23 protein-coding genes are annotated in these 24,962 nt (G+C 49.6%); 15 read left to right on the top strand and 8 right to left on the bottom strand.

Features of this window, described 5'->3' with window-relative positions; translation table 11 throughout:
• Nucleotides 1-213: 213 nt before the first annotated feature.
• The 6 genes from KI379_RS30975 to KI379_RS30950 all read right to left on the bottom strand — a co-directional run bounded on the left by KI379_RS30975 (nt 214) and on the right by KI379_RS30950 (nt 4,532).
• Nucleotides 214-876 (bottom strand): hypothetical protein, encoded by a 663-nt coding sequence (locus KI379_RS30975; protein WP_212985931.1) that lies wholly within the window; start codon nt 874-876, stop codon nt 214-216.
• 4 nt (nt 877-880) lie between these two features.
• A complete protein-coding gene (locus KI379_RS30970; protein ID WP_212985930.1) occupies nt 881-1,342 on the bottom strand; it encodes a hypothetical protein in 462 nt (153 codons plus the stop codon).
• A 323-nt stretch (nt 1,343-1,665) separates the two neighbouring features.
• Complete coding sequence (locus tag KI379_RS30965) at nt 1,666-1,971, bottom strand: hypothetical protein (protein WP_212985929.1); 306 nt, start codon at nt 1,969-1,971, stop codon at nt 1,666-1,668.
• Between the two features lie 66 nt (nt 1,972-2,037).
• On the bottom strand, nt 2,038-3,036 hold the full coding sequence (locus KI379_RS30960) for a DUF4917 family protein (protein ID WP_212985928.1): 999 nt from the start codon (nt 3,034-3,036) through the stop codon (nt 2,038-2,040).
• Nucleotides 3,037-3,089: 53 nt separating this feature from the next.
• Entirely contained in the window at nt 3,090-3,260 is a 171-nt protein-coding gene (locus KI379_RS30955; protein ID WP_212985927.1) for a hypothetical protein, read from the bottom strand.
• Between the two features lie 141 nt (nt 3,261-3,401).
• Nucleotides 3,402-4,532 (bottom strand): site-specific integrase, encoded by a 1,131-nt coding sequence (locus KI379_RS30950; RefSeq protein ID WP_212985926.1) that lies wholly within the window; start codon nt 4,530-4,532, stop codon nt 3,402-3,404.
• 469 nt (nt 4,533-5,001) lie between these two features.
• Between KI379_RS30950 and efeO the strand changes: the two genes are divergently transcribed.
• The 6 genes from efeO to nagA all read left to right on the top strand — a co-directional run bounded on the left by efeO (nt 5,002) and on the right by nagA (nt 12,059).
• Nucleotides 5,002-5,904 carry an iron uptake system protein EfeO gene (gene efeO / locus KI379_RS30945; protein ID WP_212985925.1) on the top strand — a complete coding sequence of 301 codons (903 nt, stop codon included), beginning with the start codon at nt 5,002-5,004 and terminating at the stop codon, nt 5,902-5,904.
• A 3-nt stretch (nt 5,905-5,907) separates the two neighbouring features.
• Nucleotides 5,908-7,203: an iron uptake transporter deferrochelatase/peroxidase subunit gene (gene efeB, locus KI379_RS30940; RefSeq protein WP_212985924.1), complete on the top strand. Its 1,296-nt coding sequence runs from the start codon at nt 5,908-5,910 to the stop codon at nt 7,201-7,203.
• 48 nt (nt 7,204-7,251) lie between these two features.
• The gene (locus tag KI379_RS30935) at nt 7,252-9,072 is read left to right on the top strand and encodes an FTR1 family iron permease (protein ID WP_212985923.1); all 1,821 of its coding nucleotides are present in this window, start codon (nt 7,252-7,254) and stop codon (nt 9,070-9,072) included.
• Nucleotides 9,073-9,277: 205 nt separating this feature from the next.
• Nucleotides 9,278-10,162 (top strand): MurR/RpiR family transcriptional regulator, encoded by an 885-nt coding sequence (locus KI379_RS30930; RefSeq protein WP_076174180.1) that lies wholly within the window; start codon nt 9,278-9,280, stop codon nt 10,160-10,162.
• A complete protein-coding gene (gene nagB, locus KI379_RS30925) occupies nt 10,159-10,887 on the top strand; it encodes a glucosamine-6-phosphate deaminase (RefSeq protein WP_089548430.1) in 729 nt (242 codons plus the stop codon). The genes KI379_RS30930 and nagB overlap by 4 nt, the downstream gene beginning before the upstream one ends.
• Complete coding sequence (gene nagA, locus KI379_RS30920) at nt 10,884-12,059, top strand: N-acetylglucosamine-6-phosphate deacetylase (protein ID WP_212985922.1); 1,176 nt, start codon at nt 10,884-10,886, stop codon at nt 12,057-12,059. The genes nagB and nagA overlap by 4 nt, the downstream gene beginning before the upstream one ends.
• A gap of 65 nt (nt 12,060-12,124) precedes the next feature.
• Here the strand turns inward: nagA and KI379_RS30915 are convergent, their stop codons facing one another.
• Entirely contained in the window at nt 12,125-13,099 is a 975-nt protein-coding gene (locus KI379_RS30915; RefSeq protein WP_179232039.1) for a YhcN/YlaJ family sporulation lipoprotein, read from the bottom strand.
• Nucleotides 13,100-13,202: 103 nt separating this feature from the next.
• Nucleotides 13,203-13,754 (bottom strand): hypothetical protein, encoded by a 552-nt coding sequence (locus tag KI379_RS30910; protein WP_089548433.1) that lies wholly within the window; start codon nt 13,752-13,754, stop codon nt 13,203-13,205.
• Nucleotides 13,755-13,925: 171 nt separating this feature from the next.
• On the opposite strand from KI379_RS30910, the gene KI379_RS30905 reads away from it, so the two are divergent.
• The 9 genes from KI379_RS30905 (at nt 13,926) to KI379_RS30865 (ending at nt 24,570) form a co-directional block, all read left to right on the top strand.
• Nucleotides 13,926-14,846, top strand: a complete 921-nt coding sequence (locus KI379_RS30905) for an NAD-dependent epimerase/dehydratase family protein (RefSeq protein WP_076174169.1) — start codon at nt 13,926-13,928, stop codon at nt 14,844-14,846.
• 556 nt (nt 14,847-15,402) lie between these two features.
• The gene (locus KI379_RS30900; RefSeq protein WP_306433710.1) at nt 15,403-16,680 is read left to right on the top strand and encodes a nucleotide sugar dehydrogenase; all 1,278 of its coding nucleotides are present in this window, start codon (nt 15,403-15,405) and stop codon (nt 16,678-16,680) included.
• A gap of 689 nt (nt 16,681-17,369) precedes the next feature.
• Nucleotides 17,370-18,344 (top strand): NAD-dependent epimerase/dehydratase family protein, encoded by a 975-nt coding sequence (locus KI379_RS30895; RefSeq protein WP_076174167.1) that lies wholly within the window; start codon nt 17,370-17,372, stop codon nt 18,342-18,344.
• A 14-nt stretch (nt 18,345-18,358) separates the two neighbouring features.
• Nucleotides 18,359-19,360, top strand: a complete 1,002-nt coding sequence (locus KI379_RS30890) for a glycosyltransferase family 4 protein (protein ID WP_076174164.1) — start codon at nt 18,359-18,361, stop codon at nt 19,358-19,360.
• A gap of 3 nt (nt 19,361-19,363) precedes the next feature.
• A complete protein-coding gene (locus tag KI379_RS30885) occupies nt 19,364-20,323 on the top strand; it encodes a Gfo/Idh/MocA family protein (RefSeq protein ID WP_076174161.1) in 960 nt (319 codons plus the stop codon).
• Nucleotides 20,320-21,030: an N-acetyltransferase gene (locus tag KI379_RS30880; RefSeq protein ID WP_244169398.1), complete on the top strand. Its 711-nt coding sequence runs from the start codon at nt 20,320-20,322 to the stop codon at nt 21,028-21,030. The genes KI379_RS30885 and KI379_RS30880 overlap by 4 nt, the downstream gene beginning before the upstream one ends.
• Nucleotides 21,031-21,051: 21 nt before the next feature.
• Entirely contained in the window at nt 21,052-22,170 is a 1,119-nt protein-coding gene (locus KI379_RS30875) for a DegT/DnrJ/EryC1/StrS family aminotransferase (protein ID WP_212985921.1), read from the top strand.
• Nucleotides 22,171-22,183: 13 nt separating this feature from the next.
• Nucleotides 22,184-22,894 (top strand): glycosyltransferase family 2 protein, encoded by a 711-nt coding sequence (locus KI379_RS30870; RefSeq protein WP_076174156.1) that lies wholly within the window; start codon nt 22,184-22,186, stop codon nt 22,892-22,894.
• A gap of 284 nt (nt 22,895-23,178) precedes the next feature.
• Nucleotides 23,179-24,570: a glycosyltransferase family 4 protein gene (locus tag KI379_RS30865; RefSeq protein WP_076174154.1), complete on the top strand. Its 1,392-nt coding sequence runs from the start codon at nt 23,179-23,181 to the stop codon at nt 24,568-24,570.
• Nucleotides 24,571-24,962: the final 392 nt, after the last annotated feature.

The raw sequence follows: 24,962 nt of genomic DNA, 5'->3' as shown, positions 1-24,962 counted from the left end.
ACGCACATTGCTTTGTCCTTGTAACCAAGCCACATCAACCGGCTGGTGGCCGCCACTGAATGTTTCGATTACCCTACGCTTACCGCATTTGGTACATTCCTGATACCTGTACTTGTTGGATCGCTTAGCCGTGATCCATTTATGGAAGATGTGCATGATGCTCTTCACTTCCTTTTCCCAATATAAAAAGCCACTCGAATGAGTGACCTTGATTCATCCCACATCAAACCGCCTTGGTGCAGCATGCAGGAACGCTATGATATTCCCATTGTTGCTCTTCGGTAGATGCTCGAAGTGATCCTTCACTTCTGCCTCCCATTCCTCATGGGTTACGCCGTACTTCTTCAGCTGCTCGATCTGTTCATGGATTGCCTGGTATTGCTCTACCGTAACTCTCATGTGCTGTTTGTTCTTCTTCTGACTGAAGTATTTCAAATACGTTTTTACGTATGATTCTTCGCTGTTTGTAAAATTGATGTATTTATTTAATCTTTTATCATTCGTTAGTATTTTATCATTAGTTACTACCGTTGGATTTTCCACAACTGGAAAACCCGATTCTGGACGTAATGACGGGCTTTCGTATAAATCGAGCTCCCAGGATATGATCTTGCCACGCTCATTCTTGACCGGATAGCGGTGAACATATCCGAGCTGCTCGAGCTCCTTCATCCCGGTGCGGATGCTGTCTTTCTTCTCAGTCGTGTGTCTCATCAGCTCATCCAGGTAAAACCGGAAATGATCCGGCTTGGTTAGCATGTAGGCTAGCAGGCCGCGGGCTTTAAAGCTTAGGCGTTCGTCCTGAAGGGAATCATTCAGGATCCGGGTAAACGGTGGAGCCTTGCTGCCTGACTTATTGATCCGATAGGTAGCCACAGCATCACGACACAGTCACCTTGATGTTTTTCATTGATTCGGCGATTTGGGCAGCCATTTCTATGGCTTTGCATTTAACTTCGTCTAAGACATGCTTCATCCGTTCCACTTGGTCATCAAACTCCGGTGGCGTAGAAACAGATAGGTTACAGGTTAGATTAGCAACATTGACGGTCTCCTTCTCACCTAAACCTAACTCCTGCTCGATCTGATCACAAACTTTGTTGATGCGATTTGCGATGATCTTTCTGTATCCGTCTGGTCCTTCTTGATGAAGTTTCTCCAACAAGCCCAGGTAGTGCAGTTTCATTTCAACTGTCGATGTTAAATCAGGAGCTTCAATATGTTTCATTCCATCAAGTTTCAACCGTTCACGCGCTTGATTAACAGTCATCTTGCCAGTTATCACATCATGTGTATAGATGCCTAGTCCATCAGGTATTCCTTTATATGCTTCTCGATCCATGGTAAGATCACATCCTTTTAAATTTTGCGGAACAGAGAGGGCAGCAGCCGGCCTATCCCCAGCTCACTCCTCTTCAACCATCACGGTCGCATTCAACTCCAACCAAATCAGTAATCCCTAAATGACCATCCTTACAATTGTGAACATCAAGCAGATTCGGCGTTGGTCCTCCCCAGTGTTTAGGTAGCTCATATCCATTCGCAAGACATATTGCAGCGTTCATTGCATCAGGCACGTGTAATGAGCGATCTTCCTTCTTGCAGCGCCGGCACACATAAACTAATCTACCGCCTTTCACGATCAATCAACCTCCCCATACTGACTCATGATTGTCCACTCTCAATCCGTGCCCGTAGCGCATCCATCTTCCCCTTGATCTGCTGCTTTAACTCCGCCTCACGTTGCACTGCCTTAACCGTGTCCGCCCGCGGATTTGCAAACCGCTGCTGAATCCGCCTGATCTTCACCTGTAACTCCCTGATCTCTGGATCAGTGTAGAAGGCGACATATTCATACTGGCAATGCGGGCAAACAAAATAAATCTTGTCGACACCATCACCGATCCGAGTCGTGCTAAATGATTCAACTTCAAATGCTATATGACAACCTGCATCGCAGTTTGTTTTCATTGAACTTCCCCCCCACTCCCTTAGCATAAAAAAAGCCGCTCGATTGAGCGACTTAGTGCTTGGTTTTTATAAATCTGCATTTGCAAACTCAGGGTCATATGTATATTCAAACAAGGAGTTTGAATCAAAAAACTCAACCTCTTTGTCTTTGAAATCCCTTCTGATTCTTGCCATTTCAGCTTCTATATCTCTTCTACCCTTGTTCACGCAGTACATCCCATAAATGACTCTTTCCACGTCAGAATCACAAATAGTGTTAACGATGTGTTTGTCTGCTGAAGGGTCAAGACCGTGCCCAAAAATAGTTAATGATCCGCTCAACTTATTGAGACTTTTCATGCAAAATCTGAGATATGGATTCGAAGCAATTTGCCTATGCTTCAACCTCCAATCCCCTTCTGAAACGAACAATGGAGGAGAGCCTTGGTCTATATTATATTCCAATGCATTCAGCAGATTACGGCTTTGACTGGAGCTCATTTTTCTGACTGAGCCACTTTTTTCATAAATATGAAGCGCACCGTGAAGAAAAAATATCCACTTCTCCCTTTTTTCTTTGAACTCCTCTGAAAAATGAAGATCCCTAATTTGTTCGCTCCTGTAAAACAGGTCACCGAATCCATCGTCGAGTTCGTCATTAATTTTCAAAATTGTCCAATACGATAGTAAATCGTAATTTGTTGTAAAAATGTTTGTTGATTTCTTGAAAAGGGACTTGGCCATTTCGAATTTATGACCATTCACCTCTGAATGGTCTATATGGACTTTCCTTATAACTTCGATTAGCGAGTTCTTTATTCTATTATAACTAGTGTCATGGCTGTCCTGGATTCCATAGAGATCATTCACATTACGAGCACTATTCAGAGCATTCAAACAAGCTTCAAAGTTACTGGTTTCAAGTCGTTCAAAAAGCACCTTATCTGTGTGATCTAACCCCGTACATTCATCAAGTAATGCACTATATCTGAATCGATCAGAAAACCAAGTGGAGAACCCGTTACCAATTAAGATGTTTTTGAGCAACTCGTCCGGATTCTCGAATTCACAAAATTTTTTCAACATAACCATCTATCCCCCTTGATCGTCTAAATTCGATATCAAGGAAGAAAATCCCTTTAGAAGATGCCCACCATAAACTCAGCTGCGCGGCGCGCAACCGTAACAGCCGTGGCAGGCTCCTGATTGTGGTCAACCTCCATGCCATACAGTTTCCACACAATATGCTGGTACGTGGACAGGTCCGCCGGAAGGGAGCTTTTCACCACCAATAGAAAAGGCCGGCTCATTGGCCGACCTAGTAGGTAGGGCATTCATGCCCCTGTGGTGTCCTCTTCTCGATTTTCCATGATACAAATATATCACGTCTAAAACCTAATGCTCATTCGTAATCCTTTCTTTTTTCTTTTATTATTCTGTTATTATTCTTTCTACTCTTTAGTCGCTGTTAATTTAGGATTGAGCTTATCCATTAATTCAGCAGCATCTGATTGCATGTTCGGCAACAAGTGCCCGTAGATATCCATCGTGACGGAAATCGATGAGTGTCCAAGCCGTTCGGAAATGACCTTCATATGAACACCCTGTTTGATCATCATGGCAACGTGGGTATGCCGTAGATCATGGAACGTTATGTGTGGCGCCTTATGCTTCTCCAGGAACCTCTCCCATGCTCTATATATATTCCGGGCTGTAGCAGGGCCCCCAGTAGCCGTACACACGACAAGATCATTGTTCTGATATTCCTCCCCGCAGAATAGACGCTCCTGCAGGATGATGGAACGATGCTCCTTTAGCTTTTCAACTGTATCTGTAGACAACGCGACCGAACGAATACTCGAAGGCGTCTTCGCTCCATCTTTAATTCGGCGGCGCTTTGTCACAGTTTGCTGGATATGAAGCGACTTATTTTCAAAATCAATATCTGACCAGCGGAGTCCTAAAATTTCTCCCTGCCGCATTCCGGTCATGATTGCCAAGTAGATGGCGATCCAATAGCGGCTCTTTCCTTTTGTTTTTGCTAAGAAATCAAATGTGTAATCAGGCTCCCAAACCTTCATACTCTTCCGTGTAACCTTTGGCTTCTCCACCTTATTTGCTGGGTTCTTCAGAATCAAGTCCTTTGTCACTGCTGAATTTAGAGCAGCATTTAGGATGGAGAATGCTCTTTTGATCGACCACTCCCCAAGCCCTTTCTCATCCATATCCGTCAGAAAATCCTCAATATGCTGCGCGTTAAGCTTTGACAGCGGGATATGTCCCAATGATGGATTTATGTAGAGCCTCAGATTGTTCTCATATAGTTCCACCGTTTCGGGTGATAGTGTTCTTCTATTCTTAAGCCATTCTGCGATGTAATCCTTGAATAGTGTCTTGCTTGGTTCGAAATAGTCGCCTTTGGCTAGGTTTGTTCTTGCCTCAGCTTCAGCGACTTCAGCATCCTTCTTTTTCTTAAATCCTCTGCGTTTTATACGTTCCCTAACACCATTTTTGATTTCGCCAGTATAAAAAACAAAATACCAAGGGTTCTTTTTCGCCTTCTCATCCTTATAAACTGCCATGGATATTCCCCTTTCAATTCAGTAACACCAAATTAACACCAAAAACGCATTTTTGCAAGTTATACACTCTTAGAAACCTTATAAACAAAGGATTTATTATCACAGTACAATACCCTTCAATGGTGTCACCCCTCCTTGCTCGGGTTTGTATGGTATAACAAGGTAAAGGGATACAGTCAACTCATATTATGTAAGGCACCGGGCTTTGGTGTCGTTATGCATAAAAATTAGGCACCCGCCTTGAAAGGGCTTACAGCGGGAGAAATTTCGGCGTTTTAAAATGACAGTTGACACATGGTCGGTAACTCATTATGATGTTGCTATCAATGAAATTGAGAATCATTATCAAATTGATCCATCCCCTTTCTTCTATAAGAAATAGAGGATGTTTTTCTTGTGGTTACAGAAACATTCAGCGCCGCTGAAAATGTACACATTCTATAATCTTAAAAAAGGAGCTGCTTTGAACTTGAAGTTACATACGATCATTCCCGCCGGTATTATTCTCTCCTCCCTGCTCTTCGCAGGCTGCTCGGAGAAAGAAAGCGCGGATCCTGCTGCCGGCGAAGCAAAGACTGAGACGCCAGCCGCTAATACCGACACATCGGCGCCAAGCGCCGGTACCGATACAGCTGCGGCGCAGACGGCCGATTTCAGCGCAGCCGTGGAATCCTACCGCACCTTCGCGGTGGAGCAGTGCGATCAATTCGTGAAGCAAACGGAGAAATTCACCGAAGCGGTGAAAGCCGGCAAGCTCGAGGAAGCGAAGGCGCTGTACGCCCCGGCCCGTTCCTATTACGAGCGGATCGAACCGATTGCCGAGGCGCTTGGCAATCTGGATCCCGACATTGACGCCCGCGTGAACGATGTGGATGCCGCCGAATGGCGCGGATTCCACCGGATCGAGAAGGGACTGTGGGAAGATAAGACGACCAAAGGCCAGGAAGCCTTTGCCGACCGGCTTCTGCAGGACGCGCAGCTGCTCCGTGCCAAGGTGGAGACGGTCGATATTGACGCCAGCCTGATGGTAACCGGAGCGGTTGAGCTGCTGAACGAAGTGTCTTCCTCCAAGGTAACCGGCGAGGAAGAGCTGTACTCCCATACCGACTTGTACGATTTTGCGGCCAATGTGGAAGGCGCCGCCAAAATTTACGAAATCCTGAAGCCCGACCTGGCCAAAAAGGACCCTGATCTAGAAAAGCAGATCGGGGAGCGATTTGATGCGCTCAAGAAAGAGCTGGACGCCTACAAGAAAGGCGACGGATACGTCAGCTACACCGAGCTGAAAGAGGACGAAGTCCGCAAGCTTAGCCAAAACCTGGATGCCCTGGCGGAGCCGCTTTCGAATATGGGCACCCTGCTTGGAGTGTAAAGCATGTCAAACCGTGAGCATGAGGAAACCAAAGATTCGTCGATTTTGAAAAAGCCGCTGTCCCGCCGCGACTTGTTGCGGCTGGCGGGCACCGGCGGCCTGGGACTGATCATCGGGGGCGCCGGTATCGGCGGCCTCTTCGCCGCGAAGGAGCGGAAGACTGCGGCGGCCGTTGCCGGCCAGCCTGACGCCGGGGACCGCATCCCGTTCTATGGGAAGCATCAGGCCGGTATTATCACCCCCTCGCAAAACTTCATATACTTCGCCGCTTTCGACGTGACTACGACCGATGCGAAGGAGCTGAAGAAGCTTTTTCAAGCCTGGACCGCGGCAGCTGCAGCCATGACCGAAGGCTCCATGCTCGGGGAAGAGAGCGCCAATCACAACCTGCCGCCGGTGGATACCGGAGAGTCGGCAGGTCTTTCGCCTTCCCGGCTGACCCTGACGTTCGGCGCGGGGCCGTCCCTGTTTGATTCGCGCTTCGGGCTCGCCTCCAAGCGGCCGGCGAATTTCAGCGATCTCCCGGCCTTTAACGGGGATCAGCTGGACGCCCGCTGGTGCGGCGGCGATTTGGCCGTTCAGGCCTGCGCGGACGACCTGCAGGTGGCGTTTCACGCCATCCGCAATCTGGCGCGCATTGCCCGCGGCACGGCCGTGCTCCGCTGGACCCAGGAGGGCTTTCAGCGCACCGGCAGCGCCGACCCAGCAGGCGGAACCCCGCGAAATCTGCTCGGCTTCAAGGACGGCACGGCCAATCCGGATACGACAAGCAGCGAGCAGATGAACCGGGTCGTTTGGGCCGGGGCCGAAGGCGGCGCAGCCTGGATGGCCGGCGGCAGCTACATGGCGGTGCGCCGGATCCGGATGCGGATCGAGGTGTGGGACCGATCCTCCCTGAAGGATCAGGAGGAGACGTTCGGACGGTACCGGGCCAGCGGCGCACCGCTTGGCGGCCAGCACGAGTTCGACAAGGTCGACTTGTCCGCCAAAGGGCCTGACGGATCGCCGGCTATTCCGGCCAATTCGCATATGGCGCTCGCCCGCGGAGACGGCTCCGTACAGATCCTCCGCCGATCCTATTCTTATTCGGGGGGCATGGACGCCAAGACTGGCCAGCTGGATGCCGGACTGCTCTTTATCTGCTTCCAGCGCGATCTGCAGAAGCAGTTCATCCCCCTTCAGCAGAAGCTTGCGAAGAGCGACCGGCTGAACGAATATATTCAGCATGTCGGGAGCGCGGTGTTCGCCTGCTTCCCCGGCGCCTCTTCGGGAGGTTATATCGGAGAGACGCTGCTCTAGCCCGTAGATATCAAACTCTAGCAGAATTGACATAAAGGAGATTTCACCATGCTGCGAAGCAACCTTACGCCTCGTACCGGACGATGGAACCGCCCGCTGCTCGGCGCCCTGCTGACCCTTGCGATGCTCCTCCTGAGCATCTTGGCCCCGCACGCCGAAGCGGAAGAAAATTCCGCTCTGGACTCCCTCCTGCCTTCCGTTGGCAGCGCCCTGGTTGAAGCGGGCCAGCAGGAATGGTCCAAAGCGAGCGAGGATCTGAACCAATTCAAACAGCTCTGGGAGCCGGTCAAAGCCGGGGACACGGATCATGCCGGCTTGACCGCGGCCGTCGACGCAGCGCTTCAAGACGCTCAGAGCAAGCTTGCAAGCGGCGGACCGGAGGCAAAAACCGCGCTGTCTGCATTGGCCAAAGCGGTCAACGCATACGTCTCCGCAGCCGAGAGCTCGACCGGATCTTCCGGCACGGCCATAAGCGGCGTGGAATCGGCCAAGAAGCTGCTGCCTCTGGCGCAGGACAGCTTGAAGGCCATGCAGGCGGGGGACTGGGGCGCGGCCAAGCGAAGCTATCAGTCGATCGTGGATGCATGGCCGACGGCAGAAACGCCGATCCGCAGCGATAACTTCACGGTCTACGGACAGCTTGAAACCGGGATCAGCCTCGTGCGGATCGCCCTTCAGGCTGAGCCGGTACGCGAAGAGCAGGCCGTGCAGGAAATGCAGAAGCTTGTTACGCTGATGACCGGTTATACTGAAGGAAAAATCGCTGCCGCTGATTCCGGTAGTGACGGAAATTACCGGCTATCCGACGCGCTGGGCATTCTCGAAACCGCACGCCAGGATGCGCAGGCCGGCCGCAGCAGCGAAGCGGCGGACCAGATGACGAAGTTCATTTCCATCTGGCCGGCGGTCGAGGGCGAGGTGCGGGTATCCGCTCCGGACCTTTACACGGATATTGAAAATAAAATGTCGGCCGTTTCGGGCTACCTGCTTTCCAGTCCGCCCAAACTGGATGAAGCCGTAAAGGTCATGGACGCGATGAAGTCCTCCCTCACCCCGCTTGCGGTCGATCACAAATATACCGCGTGGGATGCCGCACTAATTCTGCTCCGTGAAGGCCTGGAGGCTATTCTCGTGCTGTCCGCCCTGCTGTCTTATTTGAAGCGAAGCGGAAATACGCGCGGCCAGAAATGGATTTGGGGCGGAGCCGGGTCAGGCCTCGTCCTCAGCCTCCTGCTCGCGGTTGTGCTCACTTTCTCCATCTCCAAAGCGGCTTCAGGCGGCGCCCGCGAGCTGATCGAAGGCATCACCGGTCTGGTGGCCGTGGTCATGATGCTGACCGTCGGGCAATGGCTGCACAGCAAGTCCAACACGGCTGCCTGGAACAAATACGTGGGCAGCCAGATGGATCAGGCGCTGGCCCGAGGAAGCCTGTGGTCTCTATTCGTGCTGGCCGGTCTGGCCGTCCTGCGTGAAGGCGCGGAAACGACCATTTTCTATGCCGGGATGGCCTCCTCCATTGATATGGGGCAGCTGATCCTTGGAATCGCCGGCGCCATTGCCGTTCTGGCCGTGCTCGCTTATGCGATTATCGTGCTCAGCGCCCGCCTGCCACTGCGCGGCTTTTTCCTGGCGGCGACGGTGCTGATCTACTACCTGGTGTTCCGTTTCCTCGGCGACAGTATCCATTCGCTCCAGGTCTCGGGTCGCATTCCCGCCCATTCGGAAACCGGGCTGCCCTCCGTATCCTGGCTTGGCATGTATCCGACCTGGGAAACGTTCATTCCACAGATGGTCGTGCTTGCTTTTGTGCTGTGGCAGCTGATTCGCGTGGAACTGCGGAATACGCAGGGATCCAAGGCACGCGCATAAATCTCTTATAAAAACCGGACTCTAAGAAGTCCGGTTTTTTGCTTTTCGCTTTTACAGAAATTTAACATTCCCGCCCCTTGTAAACGTAAGACAAATGGCCTATGATGGGGATGAAACAAAAATTATTTTCTCGAAATCAGAATCATTCATTAAAATTATTTTCACTTTTAACAGCATCAATAGTTTTATCCAAGGAGGCTTGCGATTGGCACCTATATTACACGCCTTGGCGCAGGAACAGGAACGGCTGTCCCAGCAGGAGCGCCGGATCGCCGATTTTATCCTCTCCTCCCCTTCCGAAGTCGTTCACATGGGGATCAAGGAGCTGGCCGAGCAGTGCGGGACCAGTCCCGCCACCGTGACCCGGTTCTGCAAAGCGTTCCATCTCAAAGGCTACCCGGATCTAAAAGTAAAGCTGTCCGCCGAAATCGCCCATACGGAAATGCAGGAGCGGAGCGGCATGTCTTCTTACCAGGATATCGTGGCCAACAATCCGTTATCCCAAATCGTAGAGGCCATGGAAGCGAATCATCTGGCCTCTATCCGCGACACGACGTCCCTGCTCGACATGGACCGTCTGGCCCAGGCGATCCGCCTGCTCTGCGCCGCCGATCGGATCGACTTGTACGGGGTAGCCACCTCGTCGATCGTCGCCCAGGATTTCTACCAGAAGCTGATCCGGATCGGTAAGAACTGTACCGCCTTCGCCGATTCACATATGCAGATCACTTCCGCCTCGACGCTGTCGGGCCGGGATGTGGCGGTCGCCATCTCCTATTCTGGGGAAACGCTCGAAACGATCGATGCGCTGGCCTGCGCCAAAGACAGCGGGGCAGCGACCATTTCGCTGACGTCGTACAGCAGCAATACGCTGGCTGCCATGGCCGATATTCCTTTGTTTGCCTCTTCCCTGGAAAAAGGAATGCGCCGGGGAGACATGGCTTCGCGCATCGCCCAGCTCCATCTCGTCGACATCCTGTTTATGGGGATGAACAGCGAGCAGTTCGGACAGTATGTTCCCAAGCTGGAGCAGTCCTACCATAACGTACAGAATTACCGAAAATCCAGAGGAGGTCATTTTCAAGCATGAACATTTATACGTTTAAAAACGAAGCTGATTTTAACGCCACCGGGGCCAGCCTGATCGCCAGCCTGCTTCATACCAAACCGAGAGCGGTACTCGGCCTGGCCACAGGCAGCACCCCGGTAGGAATTTATGGACGGCTTATCGAAATGTACCAGCAGGGCCTGGTCAGTTTTGCGAAAGCATCCAGCTACAATCTGGACGAGTACGTCGGCCTGCCTGAGGGCCATTCAGAGAGCTACCGTACCTTTATGAACGAGAAGCTGTTCAACCATATCGATATTCAGCTTGAAAATACGCATGTTCCAAACGGCAACGCCGCCGATCTGGAGGAAGAATGCGTCAAGTACGATGCCATGTTGGAGCAGAACGGCCCGGTGGACCTGCAAATTCTCGGCATCGGCCACAACGGGCATATCGGGTTCAACGAGCCCGATGACAGCCTGGATGGCGGAACGCACGTGGCTGAGCTTCAGGAAAAAACCCGCACGGCGAACGCACGCTTCTTCCCATCGCTGGACGATGTGCCTAAGCACGCGATTACCATGGGGGTCGGCAGCATTCTAAAGGCCAAGCAGATTCTGCTGCTCGTTCGTGGCGAAGACAAGGCTGAGATCGTGAAGCGCGCGCTGAAAGGACCGATTACGACGCAGTGCCCGGCATCGCTGCTGCAATGCCATCCGAACGTCGTGGTGCTGCTGGATCAAGGTGCAGGGAGGTTGTTAGGATGAGTGAAGAAAACGTACAGCTCTTGTACGGCAAGGTTGTAACGCCGGCAGGGGTATTGGAAGAAGGAGCGGTCGCCATCCAGGACGGCAAGATCGTCTATGCGGGGCTTGCCCGCGATCTGCGGCAGCGCTGGACGGACTCTGCTGCAAGCCAATTCAAATCGGACGGATACATCGTTCCCGGCTTTATTGATGTCCACGTGCATGGAGGCAACGGCCAGGACTTTATGGATTCAAACAAGGAAGTGCTGGATACCATTACCGCCTTCCACTGCTCACAGGGAACCACCTCGATTCTTCCGACGACCATGACCGCGCCAAAGGCGGCGATCGACCGCGTCCTCAAGGAAGTTCACGAGTATACGCAGCATGACATGCCTTACGCAACCGTGGAGGGCGTTCATTTGGAAGGTCCTTTTATCAGCCCGAAATGGCCGGGAGCGCAAAATCCGGAGCATATCGTCCTGCCGAATGTAGAATGGCTGGAAGAATGGGAAGCTGCGTATCCGGGTCTCGTTCGCCAGGTGACGCTGGCGCCGGAGCGCGAAGGCGCGCTGGAAGCGATCGCCTGGATGACCGAGCACGGTATCAACGCCGCGCTGGGCCATACGGATGCAACGTACGAAGAGGTGGAAGCGGCCGTGGAAGCTGGTCTGCGCCAAGGCGTGCATACCTTTAACGCGATGACGCCGCTGCACCACCGCAAGCCCGGAACCGCAGGGGCGGTGCTGAGCGACCCGCGCATCCACGCGGAAATCATCGCCGACGGCATCCATGTGCACCCGGCCTGCATTTCCATCCTGGCCCGGTTGAAGCAGGATAACAATCTGCTCCTGATTACGGACGCCATGTCCGCAGCCGGACTCGGGGACGGGGAATACATGATCGGCGACCTTCCGGTTGAGGTGCATGACGGAATCGCTACCTTGAAGGGTCAGCGGGACAGTCTTGCCGGAAGTACCTTGACGATGATTAAAGGCTTCCGCTACCTCATCAACAACGTGGGCCTGTCGATCGAAGAGGCGTCCCTCGCCGCCAGCTTCAACCCGGCCAAACGGCTGCGGATCGAAGACCGCACCGGCACGATCGAAATCGGCAAGCAGGCAGACGTTCTGCTGCTGGATAACCAGCTCGATATTCAAGGCGTTTGGGTTAAAGGACGTAAGGTATTTTAAAAAACGGATTATGTATAAGGGGCTGTCCATAACAAGCTTATGGCAGCCCCTTTTTATCGGCAATTTTACCGATTGGTCGTATCAAAATGGTGAACAGGGGCATTGTAATTGGTAGTACGGTTGCCATTCCCGGCATTCATTGGGAAGATGCGCTCCACCATCGTCGACAGGTCGGACATGAGTCCTTTGATCGGATGTCCTCCTTGCGTTTGTGCCGATAAGTTAGCCAGTCCCTGGACAAAGCCCGGATTTGCAGATACATAGACGTTCTTGATTGTGTTATCCGTGCTCTTGATCGTATTGGCGATACGGTCTTTGATATCGGACGTAATCGTGTCATTGCGGTAATCGCTGTATCCGCCGGCACCCATACCGTTGTTGGTGCCGACCCCGTTATCCGTCGTACCTGCCGTACCGTACGTCGTCATATTATAGCCGTTGTTCCCCGTAATGCTGGCCCCTTTAGACGAATAGTTGCGGATGTTATGATGCGCTGCAGCGGGATTTGGAGCAGTACCGCGTACGCCGTTGCGCACGGTTCCGGATTTGGACCGGTTGTTGAAGCTGCTTCCATTGGCCGTTCCGGCATTGTTAAAGCTGCTTCCGTTCATCATGTTGTGGGTGCCGCTGTAGCTTTTCGCCCCCATGTTTCCGCCGGTGTTGCTTGCGGTATCACGCAGGGAAACGGCAACGTAGGCGGTATTGCCGGCCACGAGAACGTTGGCGGATTTGACTTCCTTCATGGCCGCCACTTTATCGGACAGCTTTTGCGACAATTGGGCATTCGTCAAGTTATGGGTGGTCGCTGCGTTGCCGTTATTCGTGCTGTTTGTATTGTATGTGTAGCCTTTCGGACTGATCAAGCCGTTTTCCCGCAGGGAATTCACGCCGATACGGCCCGTTCTGCCGTTGCCGTCAATGACGTTTTTGGTGCGGATGTTCGTATTTGCAGGCTCCTTCGTCGTACAGCCGGCAACACCGGCCATGCTCACGAGCAGGGCTGCTGATACCGAAAGACTAATCGCTTTGGATCGTAGCATGAGTTCATCCTCCATCTCTAATAGGTGTATTAATAACACCATTTAGGATGACCACCCGCATGATCCGGTATGCTGAAAGGTTTTGGCATGGCGGGATCAGGCGCTACTGCAGCTGCTCAAGTTCCAAATATGCATCCTTGGATACCAAATAAGCTAAAGGATCGCCACTGCGCAGGATCCACACCTGTTCGGGGTGATCCGGTTCGACCGCAATGAGGTAAACTTCCGGCTCCTTTTTTAATCCGCTTAAAGTAACCGTAATGGTACCAACGATCACTTCATGGCTTAAAGTCGAAGTGCGGCGGGTACCCCCTTCTTTCCCCAACTCGCGAAGCTTTCGAATCCTCGATTCCGCTTGACTTACAGGCAGCTCGCTTCCATTAAGCAGCCATCCGCCCCTTAACATGCTCTCTTCCGTCGCAGCCGGTTGGCGCTGCAGAATCCAGGACTGGTTTCTCCCTTCCCACTCCACACTTCGAACCTCTTTATCATTCCATTGGAATATCCCCGTCGACTCCTGGATTTGCTCTCCATTAGCAGCCATTGTTTCCCGGGCCGGATCCGGCGGGTTCGCTTCACGATCCGCCATGAGTGTTGCAACGATGACGCCCAAGAGCAGGCACACCGCCGCTCCTATGCTTTTCTTAACGTGCATGGCTCATCCCCCATTTGCTTGAAGGCATTCGGTTTTACCCTTCCTTGCCTTCATTTTACCCATCCCGCTCGAGAACTTTGCATCAGCCCCAGAAATGGTTGGATCGCCTAATACCGAACGTTTCTCCTCCACATACGATAGATCATGACCTAACACACAGGAGGTAGATGCATGAATACGGTTGTCGTGACAGGCGGCGCGGGATTTATCGGCTCGCATCTTGTCCGTCGTCTTGCGTCTCTTGGTTCGCAGGTGCATGTGATTGATAATCTGTCCACGGGCCGAGCCGAAAAAGTCCCCTCCGAGGCGGTTCTTCATACGCTTGATATTCGAAGCCCGGATGCCTATAAGATGATTGTTTCCATTCAGCCGGATGTCGTTGTCCATTTGGCTGCGCAGGCGGATGTGCAGCAATCGATACGGGATCCTTTTCTGGATATGGACATTAACATTGGGGGCACGCTTAACATACTGAACGCCTGCAGGGAAGCAAAGGTCCGCAAGGTCATCTTTGCATCCACATCAGGTGTATACGGTAACCTGCAGAAGGACATCATGACAGAAAACGACCCAACGCACCCGATCTCCTTCTATGGCCTTTCCAAGCTGGCCGGCGAGCAGTACATTCGTTTATACACGTCCTTATTCGGGTTGTCCCATGCCATTCTCCGCTTCGCCAACGTGTACGGACCGGGTCAGACCGCGAAGGGAGAAGGCGGCGTCGTGGCCATCTTTATGGACCGGATCCACCATGACCGGCAGCTGGTTGTCAACGGCGACGGAAATCAGACGCGGGACTTTATTTATGTCAAGGATGTCGTCGAAGCACTCATCGCGGCAAGCAGCCATCCGGAGGATTTGACGCTGCATGTCAGCACCGGAAAAGCGGCTACGGTTAACGATTTGGTGTCGTTCCTCCGTAAGTTTCATTCCCGTGAAATTCATGTGCAGCACGGCCCAGACAAGTCTGGAGATATCCGTCACAGCTGCTTATCGAATCAAGCGATTCAGCGAAAGCTGCTTTGGAAACCCGTCTATTCGCTGGAACAGGGGCTTCAAGAGACGTATCGAAGTTTCGCTGACCTCATGTAACATTTTCTATATCGTACATTACATCTTTCTACTCCATGAATAGGACAAACAAGCGAAGACCTTTCTCAAAAAGAACCGTCCAATTAGGGCGGATTTTTTGCTTATCTGATTATTTTTAACTACACCCGCTGTTTAAGCGACACATTAACGGGTTGGACAGCCACCTACGCAGCCATACCGGTCAAGCACTACATTCGTTTAAGTTTATAGTAATTCCAGGCTTCTTCCCACTCGCCGTCATACCTGTCAATGTTTATCATGATATGTCATAGCCTATGAATCTTCCTTAATCTTCTCAGTAGTAACGAAAGAAAAAATTCGTCTCAACCACAGCTATGGCTACGAAAAGACGACAAGGATCCATTCAACTTCCCCTTTCCTGGAAAATCCGGATCTGAACCGTTCACCTCCGATCCTCTAAACTGCAAATCATTTGTCACGGAATCTATGAAAATTCGTGATACTCCACTATTTTTGCTAATTTGGACAATCAACTAACGCAGTTTTAGTTATTCCGCGTACTATGCTACGAGATCGATCAAAGGGAGTTGGAAGAATGATGGTGGATATTCCGAAGTATAAAATCGGCGTAATCGGGCTGGGATATGTCGGATTACCATTGGCCCGGTTATTTCTCGAGAAAGGGCACATTGTATACGGCATTGATGTAGATGAACAAAAGATTAATATGTTACACAAGCGTCAACCCTATCTTTCGGATTATGAGAAAGGCGACATCCGGGAACTGTTCAGTAAAAATAGATTCTATGTCGGCAGTTCGTTTGATGTGATCGAAAAAGTTGATGTTATCATTATTTGCGTTCCAACACCGCTTGGAGATGACGATCAGCCTGATTTGAAGTATGTCATCGGGGCATTGCAAAGCACGCTTCCGTATCTCCGGCGGGGCCAGCTCGTCGTGCTCGAAAGCTCCACTTTTCCAGGAACAAGCGAGGAGCGAATTCAACCTATTCTGGAGTCAACCGGATTCCTGGTCGGAAGAGATATTTCACTCGCTTATTCGCCAGAGCGAATCGACCCCGGATCAAAATGGGAGTTGGAGAAAATCCCTAAGGTTGTAGGGGGAGTCACCCCATCATGTACAACTTTTGCCAAACAAGTGTATGGAGCCGTATTTGATCAAATCGTTGTGGTATCCTCACCAAGGGTTGCTGAAATGACAAAAATTTTGGAGAACTCTCAGCGTTACGTAAACATCTCGTTTATGAACAGCTTACTGAGATTGTGCGAGAAACTGGATATTAGCCTTTGGGAGGCCATTGAAGCTGCCGGAACTAAACCATATGGTTTTACGAAGTATTACCCGGGTCCAGGGGTAGGTGGACACTGCATCCCCGTCGATCCCCTGTATTTATTATGGAAGGCAAGAGAACACGACAACGATTTGCCTTTCATTGAGCTTAGCCATCAGGTAAACAAGGATATGCCTGGATATATTGTAGAACGGGTAACAAAGGCTCTGCTTCCAAAAGAGCTTCTTGGGAGTCATATCCTTGTTATCGGCGTAACGTATAAGAAAGATGTGAATGATATTCGAGAATCTGTTGCCATTCATATCATAGAGCAGCTATTAATGTCTGGAGCCCAAGTAGAATATTTTGATCCTTATGTAGATGAACTAAAAGTTGGCGAAACCAAACTTCATTCGATTGAGCTCACAGCCCGAAACATGAAACACTTCGATTGCACCTTAATATTAACGGATCATTCCAATATCCCTTATGAGACCCTAGTAGCGCATACCCCTATCGTAGTTGATACACGTAACGCCACAAAAAATATAACAGATCGCAAAAATATCATTTTACTCTAAGAAAGGGAGTTTCCTCAGCCTACAGACGGCCTTATCGGGTCCAGCGCCCCCTAAATCCCACGTTCTAAGTTAAGAAAGATAATTATAGAAAAAGACCCACTCCCTTCCTCTTCAGATTACCTATCTCACAGTTGTACATTGTAAATTCCGAACCCGTCAATGTTCTGCCATAGACTTGAGTGCATCCTCGCTGTCAACGAATGTACTGCAATAGCCTATTTTGGAAGAGAGTCTAACCCCCTATCCATTCTTCTGAGATCTAGAAGATAACCCAGTCTCGGTTCATATCGCAGCTTTTCTTCTCTCGCTCTTCTAGACATCAAGATACTCTACCATTTCTCGGAAATTTAGATTATAGACCAGTACTTTCTTACACGGGTGACCGTAAGATATGTCAAAGTTTAACGCAAAAGGAGATGACGACGTGAAGAAGGATCGCCATCATCGGCGTTGGATATCCCGGTATCCTGGACCTGTTGTTTCTTGACACTAGCGGAGTTTGTCAGCTGTGACAAACCACAAAATGATATCAACCTTCCGTTCATTCAACAAAGCAATAACAAATTATGCCAAACGTACCATAGGCCTCGATAATCTAGCATTCACCTTGTTATGAGGCGGCCTGTCCAGACCTTCGCAATTCATTCTGCTCTACAAGGAAGGGATCTTGATTACAAGGAGTGTACCTTATGGATATTTTAGTTACAGGCGGCGCAGGATTCATTGGATCCAACCTGGTGAAGAAATTGCTGTCCATGAATCACAGGGTGTGGTCACTTGATAATCTGTCTACCGGCTCTCTTACATTCCTTAACGAGGTTTTGCATCACCCGAATCATCGCTTTATTGAGGGTACCGTCTTGAACCGTGATCTCATGAAAACACTGATCCAACAAACAGATGTTGTTTTTCACTTATCCGCAGTACTTGGCGTTAAGAACACGGTGGAAAATCCGCTGAAAGTTATAGAAGGCAACATAGACGGTACAAGAAACGTACTGGAGCTCGCTTATGAAATGGGGAGAAAGGTTATCTTTGCCTCAACCTCTGAAGTATACGGCAAGAATCGTGATCTGCCGTTTCGTGAAGATTCGGACCGTGTTTATGGAACAACGTCCATTCATCGATGGTGTTATGCGACTGCTAAATCGTTAGATGAGCATATGTGCTTAGGCTATTCTCAGAAAGGCCTTCCGGTTACGATTCTGCGTTATTTTAATGCCTATGGCCCCGGTCAAACGAATTCCCAATATGGCATGGTCGTACCACGTTTTATTATGGCTGCCTTGGAAGGCCGGCCGCTGGAGGTTTATGGGGATGGGTCACAATCCCGATGCTTTACGTTTATTGACGATACAGTACAGGGGACAGTGCAGGCATTAAGCTCTAAGGCCGATGGCCTCATTTTCAATATTGGTTCTGAACAATCGATTACGATCAAGCAGTTAGCCGAGCTCGTGATTCGGATGACCGGGTCCCCGTCGGAGATTTTGATTAAGCCTTATGATGAGGCATATGGACCCGGGTATGAGGATATGCCAGCGCGCAAACCGGATTTAACTCGATCCAAAGGGATACTGGGATATGATCCGCAAGTCGGTATTGATCTCGGGTTAGAACGCACGATCGAATGGTACCGGCAGGAGCTTGGGATACACCGATGAAGGAGGGACGCATCATGTTTCATTTCAAGTTTGTTATGGATAATTTCCACGCCTCAGCCATGTCGGGGCCATTCACGGAAGCCAATATGAGGGCCAAATGGCTTCCTTATTATTGTCCGCCTGATATACAGATCGGATTTGCCCCAAATCCGGGACAATTTCCGATCTACCCGAGTAACGCCCTGATTGTCGGTAAAGAGGATATTGGCTGGTGGAACCATTATGTACAAAACTATACCGAGGATTTTCAGGTTTATAAGGGAAGATATTGGAGCACGGGTCCTAATTTCGACCAATACCGGCCAGTCGAACGCTATGTTCCGCTAGTCGTGTATTCGGAATTTCAGAAGCAGTATATGAAGGATTTAAATTACCCTGAGCATCTCATTCATATCATTCCAAACATGGTTGACAGTGAGATTTTTTACCCCAGGCCAAAAGGTAATGAGATTATAGTTGGCTGGATCGGTCACGATTTAAATGGTTTGCTGAAAGGACCGGAAGTTATGCCATTCCTTGCACGCCGGTTCCCGCATATCCGGTTCGAGATGATTATGGCCCCCCCACCAACGAATCAGGAAGGCTGGTTAAATGATCACCCTCCAAATCTATTAATTCGAACGAATGTGCCTCATAACCAAATGGCTGACATCATTAGCCGCTGGCACGTTCTCGTATGCGGAAGTAAAAGCGAAACCTTCTCCAATCAGATTGCGGAGGCTATGTCTTGTGGTGTACCGGTTATTGCAGCCGCAATGGGCGCCATCTATCATACCGCACCTAGTCAGCGCTTGATTTTCGACGTCAATTGGGGTTCGCCTCCATATTGGTGGCTGCCTGAGGCGCTGGAGAAATACGCCACCGCTCTTCACGAAGTTATTTCTAGCGCGGCCTACCGTGATAGCCTCTCGATAAAGGCTATAAATGATAGTAAACGATTTTCACCCCAAGAAGTATGCAAGAAGTGGTATGACTTTATGTATTTATGCCGTGAAATCGTAGAAAGAGGAGAATAAACCATGAGGGTAGGTGTCATTGGTGCAGGAGTCATGGGTGAAAATCACGTTCGGGTATATACTGCGTTGCCAAATGACTGCGAACTGATAGGGATATATGACGCTGATCAAGAGCGGGCACAGCACATCTCCGCTAAGTACCAGACAATGGCCTTCAAAAGTTTAGATGAGCTTCTTGGGCAGGTTGACGCGGTGTCGATTGCAGTTCCCACTTTTCATCATTACCAAGTCGGCCTGGCATGTATAGCCAAAGGTGTTCACATGCTGATGGAAAAACCGCTCGCTCAAAATATGAAGGAAGGTACGGATTTAATTAAGCGAGCTGCTGAGGCCGGCGTGAAGCTGCAAGTCGGGCATATCGAACTGTATAATCCCGTCATTCGGGTATTGCGTCAAATCATTGAGCAGGAAGAGGTCGTTGCGGTAGACGTTCACCGTATGAGTCCATTCGAAGCCAGATGGCAAAACGTCAATGTTGTCGATGATCTGATGATTCACGATATTTACATTATGAACCATCTGTTTAAGACAAGAACCGAGGCAACCCAGGCTGTCGGATATGTCGATCATGGCATCATTCGCCATGCGGCGGCGCTCCTTCGAATGGACAATGGGATCATCGCACAGGTAACGGCGAGTTATATTACAGAGGAAAAGATTCGAACCATTCGAATTGTGACCAAGACCGCTTTCATTCAAGCCGACTTATTGGATAAACAGGTGCTTATCACCCGTTCGACTCGCTTTTATCAAACCTCGTTAAACATGAATTACGCCCAACAAAATATCGTTGAGAAAATTGCCGTTCCCATACAGGAGCCCTTGTGGCTGCAGCTGCTTGACTTTATTACATGCATCAAAAAAGGAACGCAGCCCAATGTACCCGGTGAAGGTGGACTTCTGGTCATGGAAATCACCGGAGAAATCACGAAGAAGATTTTACAAGCGGAGGAATCCAGATGAGTGAGCGAAACGATGATTCGACGAACGTGATCTCGACGAAAGCGATGATCGGCAAAGATGTCGTGCTCGGCCATCATATCGTAATTGAATCGGGAGTCACGATTGGAGACCGGGTCCGGATTGGCCATCACTCTGTCATCCTTCAAAACACAGTCATTGGAGATGACGTATCTATTGGAAACGGCAGCTTCCTCGGCTGTCAACCCTTTAAAAATTCCAAAGTCATTCATCATATCACAGATCAAAAAGGACTGGTCATCGGCAAAGGATCAAGCATTGGCAACGGAACCGTTATTTATGCAGGCAGCCAACTGGGGGAAGACGTCATGGTCGGCGATTTGGCCAGCATCAGGGAACAAACAAACATTGGCCATTCGACGGTAGTAGGGCGCAATGCGAAGGTGGAGTGCCGGACAGAAATCGGAAATCAATGCGTCATCCAGACCGGGGCGTATATTACCGCGGACATGATCATCGAAGACAACGTATTTATTGGTCCGGAAGCTTCTACTTCGAATGACAAATACATGGAGCCTACAAAGGTCCCTCTGAAAGGGCCACATATTAAGAAAGGAGCCAGAATCGGCAATAACGCGACGCTGCTGCCAGGTATCGTTATCGGAGAAAATGCGATAATCGGTGCAGGGGCCATCGTTACGAAGGACGTCGCGGACGGAATGACTGTCAAAGGCGTCGCGGCTAAGTGACTTGGAAGGAGGGTCTCACCCATGCAACCCATTCCTTTATTTGATCCACAATCAGAATATCGGGTCTTACGAAATGAGCATATTCTGGATGCATTGTCCGAGGTTCTGGATAAAGGTATTTTTGTCGCAGGACCTGAGGTGAAGCGGTTTGAAGCGGAGATAGCGCTGCTTACTCGAACGAAACATGCCGTATCGACGGCCAATGGAACGGACTCTCTCATCCTCACCTTATTGGCAAACGGGATCGGACCTGGAGACGAAGTGATTACTTCCCCCTTTACATTCTTTGCGACAGCCGAAGCTATTGTACGCGTAGGAGCAACGCCTGTTTTTGCCGACATCGATGAGCGAACGTATAACCTTTCTCCAGCACACGCGGAAGCAAAGATAACGGCGCGTACCAAAGCGATCATCCCCGTCCATCTATTCGGGCAGCCAGCAGATATGGACGCATTTGCCGAACTGGGACATCGGTATTCTCTGATCATTATTGAAGATGCATGTCAGGCCATAGGTGCAGAATATAAAGGCAAACAGGTAGGCAGCTTAGGCCATGCGGCTTGCCTCTCCTTTTATCCCACTAAAAATCTAGGCGGCTTCGGCGACGGAGGCATGGTTACGAGTAATGATGACGAAATGGCTGATCGTATCCGGGTACTCGCTTTCCACGGGATGGGAAAGCTTAAATATTATCACGAGGCCGTGGGACTTAACAGCCGGCTGGACGAGATTCAGGCCTTGATGCTGAGAATCAAAATGCAAAAATTAAGCGCATGGACGAAACGCCGCCAGGAACTGGCACAGCGCTACACGAATCAACTCGTGCAGCTGAACGACGTGATTCTACCATACTGCGATTCAGCTTGCAGCCATGTCTATCATTTATACGTCATACAGGTTCCGGATCCAGACAAATTATTACTCCACATGGATCAGCATGGAATTACTACTGCCCGCTATTATCCATGTCCGCTTCATTTACAGCAAGCATTCTCCTCTTTAGGGTATAAAGTCGGAGACTTCCCTGTTTCTGAAAAGGCAGCCGAGCATGCGCTCGCACTTCCCGTGCATCCCTTTCTTACCGATGATCAGCAGCAGTATATCATTGATACGCTTGTGGCTTTCAGCCACGTTAAATAAAGGAGGTCAATACGTGAAATTCCAAAGAATTCCTAACCTGGCCAGTATTGTAGTAGGTGCGTATAATGCTTCTCGACATATCGAGGAAACACTGGATAGCCTGATTCATCAAACCTACCCTTTTATTGAAATTGTTGTTGTCAATGACGGTTCTACAGATAATACAGACCTAATCATTCAACAATGGGTGCAGAAGCATAGAGATCATCCCGTAATAAGAGAAAACAGATTTGTCTACCATCCGCTGCCTTATAATATCGGATTTTCCGGTGCGTTTACCACAGGCTATTTTTTAGCAAGAGGCGAGTTTATTGCCACAATGGCGGCAGATGACCTCTCGCACCCGGAGCGGATCGCAAAACAGGTCGCATTTTTACAGGCAAATACAAACTTCTGTCTTTGTGGATCAGGAATAGCTTGCTTCGTAGATGGAAACTTTGAGCAGCAGTTTGTCACCGACTTCGTAAAGTATGGTTATGAGAATATTGCCGGCATTTATTTGTCAGGCGGTCATTGTGTATGCCATGGCGCGCTAATGATGCGCGGTTCTTTGTTCGATCTGCTTGGCGGGTTGGAGCGTTATCCGGCAGGAACGGAGACAACGACCGAAGACGTGTATTTTATTACAAGATATGTGCTTAGGGGCTATTCGGTTGAGAACCTGCCTGAAATATTGTACTACTATCGGATTTATCCGGAGCAGCGGTCGCAGCAAGGATTTTGATCGTATTTGCAATGGGGAGGACTTCCTCAAACAGACCATTATAGAAATAGGATCCGGTCGTCTTGAAAAACAGGCGGCCGGATCATTTTATTTTTACATAATTATTATCTCCGTGTCTGTCATGGGTGCTGTAGATTGGTGGCCGCTTTTTTAAATGATGCAGGCGTACCTCCCGATAAAAACGTAAATTTGCTGCGGGGCAAATGGGTATATGTACGTGAGCAATGGTATGAACAGCTCATATGATATGGGGACGACAGATTAGTCAATCGGGAGATGAACAGATGAGAATATTAATCGCCTGCAGTTGGGCGCTGCCTAATGCTGGTGGCGTGAACACTTATGTCAATCAACTGACCAAAGCATTACAACGCGCGGGGCATACCACTGATATCTTCTCCCCGACGCCGGACGGCCAGGGATTTCGGATCTCCAATAAAGACTTGTATATAGAAAGAGGAAGGCTGCAATCCTTGATCGCCGACCAGACACACCAGTATATGGATCAACATCTACCAGGAATTCATCCATGGATTAAGCAATCCGAGATCGATCGATACTGCTTGGAAGCCGCTATCATGTATTTCGGTTTGGCAGAATACGATCTGATTCATGCGCAGGACATCGTGAGCGCCCATGCCATGTCACGTGTTAAACCGCCACATACCCCCTTAGTAACGACAATTCACGGATGTCTCGCCAAGGAAGTGTTTGTTGAATGGACGGAAATGGGATTGCCCGAGCAAGATCAAAGCTCTCCCCTATGGCGCTATTGCTCCTTGCGCGAATATCTGGGTGCAACCGTTAGCGATGTGACCATTACTCCATCACAATGGCTCAAAGATATATTGGTTCAAGAATTTTCTGTTCCCGAACACCATGTTGTGGTTAGCCCTTACGGTATAGATGTGGATGAATTTCAACAAAACATGATGCGTGTAGCCACCATACCGAAACCTACCGCAAAAAAAGTGTTTATGTGTCCTGCACGCTTCGATGCTGTAAAAGGGCACATCTATCTGCTTCATGCTCTATCTAAGCTGAAAGAAGAACGCACAGATTGGGTTTGCTGGCTTGTTGGTGACGGATCACTCCGAGATAAATTAAAGCGAGCCGTGCAGGAACTTGGTCTCACGGACCACGTTACCTTTTTGGGAAATCGTGATGATATCCCGGAATTGTTACACCAAGCAGACCTCATTGTCCTCCCGAGCATCCAAGACAACCAGCCTTTCGCCATTATTGAAGCCCAAGTTGCTGGTAAACCGATTATCACTTCTAATGCCGGTGGCATTCCTGAAATGATAAAAAGTGCATCAAATGGATTTGTATTTCGCAGCGGAGATAGCGATCAGTTATATATTTTACTGCGATCTGCTTTAGAGAACCCCGCAATGTTCCTTTCCGTCGCAAATCAAGCCAGAGAACAAGGAGAAATATACTGGTCTTTACCTGCATTAACCTCCCGCCTACATGAGTTGTATGAGCTCGCACGCAGCAAGCATCTCGATCAAGGTAACGAAATTGCTCCAGATCATGATCTGCAAAATCAAAACACTTCAGAAGGAGGAGATGGAAAATGGAGCAGTCAAAGAAGAAGGCGCCTATTACTCAGAAGAAAAAGAAAAGTACGCTTCCTGAAAAGAAGAAGACTGCTAAGAAAAAAACAGCCATAAAGCGAATCCGCCAAAAAAAACTTTATCAAAGACGGAAGCGCAAAAAATGGAGGTACATGCTAAGGAGCTTATCTATTAGAAACAAGAAAAAAAACAAGACTAAAGATGATCCACCGCTCACACTCGCTTCCATATTTTCATTACCGGGACTCCCTCCTTATGAAGAAGAAATTTGGAATCCAATTCTTAGATCACTTCAAGCTAATTCTATAGATTATAAAATTCCTGATATGAGCATCATCCAGCCGCTTAGCGGGGTGAGTTAGCAGCGATGCCAGGGAATCACCCTTGTCGAAACCGGCGCAGTCTTAACAAATAAGGGCTTACCGTTACCCAACGGCAGGCCCTTATTTGTTTGTGGTTATACATTTTGTTTAAAACATCAAGTCACT

Source organism: Paenibacillus cineris (assembly GCF_018333335.1).
GTDB lineage: Bacteria > Bacillota > Bacilli > Paenibacillales > Paenibacillaceae > Paenibacillus_AQ > Paenibacillus_AQ favisporus.
The sequence above is the reverse complement of the archived record's forward strand: the minus strand, read 5'-3'. Positions and strand labels throughout refer to the sequence as shown.

What these genes read in the sequence shown, in the direction of transcription:
- KI379_RS30865 (WP_076174154.1), top strand. Translation starts at nt 23,179, where the DNA reads ATGAGAATATTAATCGCCTGCAGTTGGGCGCTGCCTAATGCTGGTGGC.
- nagB (WP_089548430.1), top strand. Translation starts at nt 10,159, where the DNA reads ATGAACATTTATACGTTTAAAAACGAAGCTGATTTTAACGCCACCGGG.
- KI379_RS30895 (WP_076174167.1), top strand. Translation starts at nt 17,370, where the DNA reads ATGGATATTTTAGTTACAGGCGGCGCAGGATTCATTGGATCCAACCTG.
- KI379_RS30910 (WP_089548433.1), bottom strand. Translation starts at nt 13,754, where the DNA reads ATGCACGTTAAGAAAAGCATAGGAGCGGCGGTGTGCCTGCTCTTGGGC.
- KI379_RS30880 (WP_244169398.1), top strand. Translation starts at nt 20,320, where the DNA reads ATGAGTGAGCGAAACGATGATTCGACGAACGTGATCTCGACGAAAGCG.
- KI379_RS30955 (WP_212985927.1), bottom strand. Translation starts at nt 3,260, where the DNA reads ATGAGCCGGCCTTTTCTATTGGTGGTGAAAAGCTCCCTTCCGGCGGAC.
- KI379_RS30900 (WP_306433710.1), top strand. Translation starts at nt 15,403, where the DNA reads ATGATGGTGGATATTCCGAAGTATAAAATCGGCGTAATCGGGCTGGGA.
- efeB (WP_212985924.1), top strand. Translation starts at nt 5,908, where the DNA reads ATGTCAAACCGTGAGCATGAGGAAACCAAAGATTCGTCGATTTTGAAA.
- KI379_RS30950 (WP_212985926.1), bottom strand. Translation starts at nt 4,532, where the DNA reads ATGGCAGTTTATAAGGATGAGAAGGCGAAAAAGAACCCTTGGTATTTT.
- nagA (WP_212985922.1), top strand. Translation starts at nt 10,884, where the DNA reads ATGAGTGAAGAAAACGTACAGCTCTTGTACGGCAAGGTTGTAACGCCG.
- KI379_RS30960 (WP_212985928.1), bottom strand. Translation starts at nt 3,036, where the DNA reads ATGTTGAAAAAATTTTGTGAATTCGAGAATCCGGACGAGTTGCTCAAA.
- KI379_RS30935 (WP_212985923.1), top strand. Translation starts at nt 7,252, where the DNA reads ATGCTGCGAAGCAACCTTACGCCTCGTACCGGACGATGGAACCGCCCG.
- KI379_RS30905 (WP_076174169.1), top strand. Translation starts at nt 13,926, where the DNA reads ATGAATACGGTTGTCGTGACAGGCGGCGCGGGATTTATCGGCTCGCAT.
- KI379_RS30885 (WP_076174161.1), top strand. Translation starts at nt 19,364, where the DNA reads ATGAGGGTAGGTGTCATTGGTGCAGGAGTCATGGGTGAAAATCACGTT.
- KI379_RS30875 (WP_212985921.1), top strand. Translation starts at nt 21,052, where the DNA reads ATGCAACCCATTCCTTTATTTGATCCACAATCAGAATATCGGGTCTTA.
- KI379_RS30965 (WP_212985929.1), bottom strand. Translation starts at nt 1,971, where the DNA reads ATGAAAACAAACTGCGATGCAGGTTGTCATATAGCATTTGAAGTTGAA.
- KI379_RS30890 (WP_076174164.1), top strand. Translation starts at nt 18,359, where the DNA reads ATGTTTCATTTCAAGTTTGTTATGGATAATTTCCACGCCTCAGCCATG.
- KI379_RS30915 (WP_179232039.1), bottom strand. Translation starts at nt 13,099, where the DNA reads ATGCTACGATCCAAAGCGATTAGTCTTTCGGTATCAGCAGCCCTGCTC.
- KI379_RS30970 (WP_212985930.1), bottom strand. Translation starts at nt 1,342, where the DNA reads ATGGATCGAGAAGCATATAAAGGAATACCTGATGGACTAGGCATCTAT.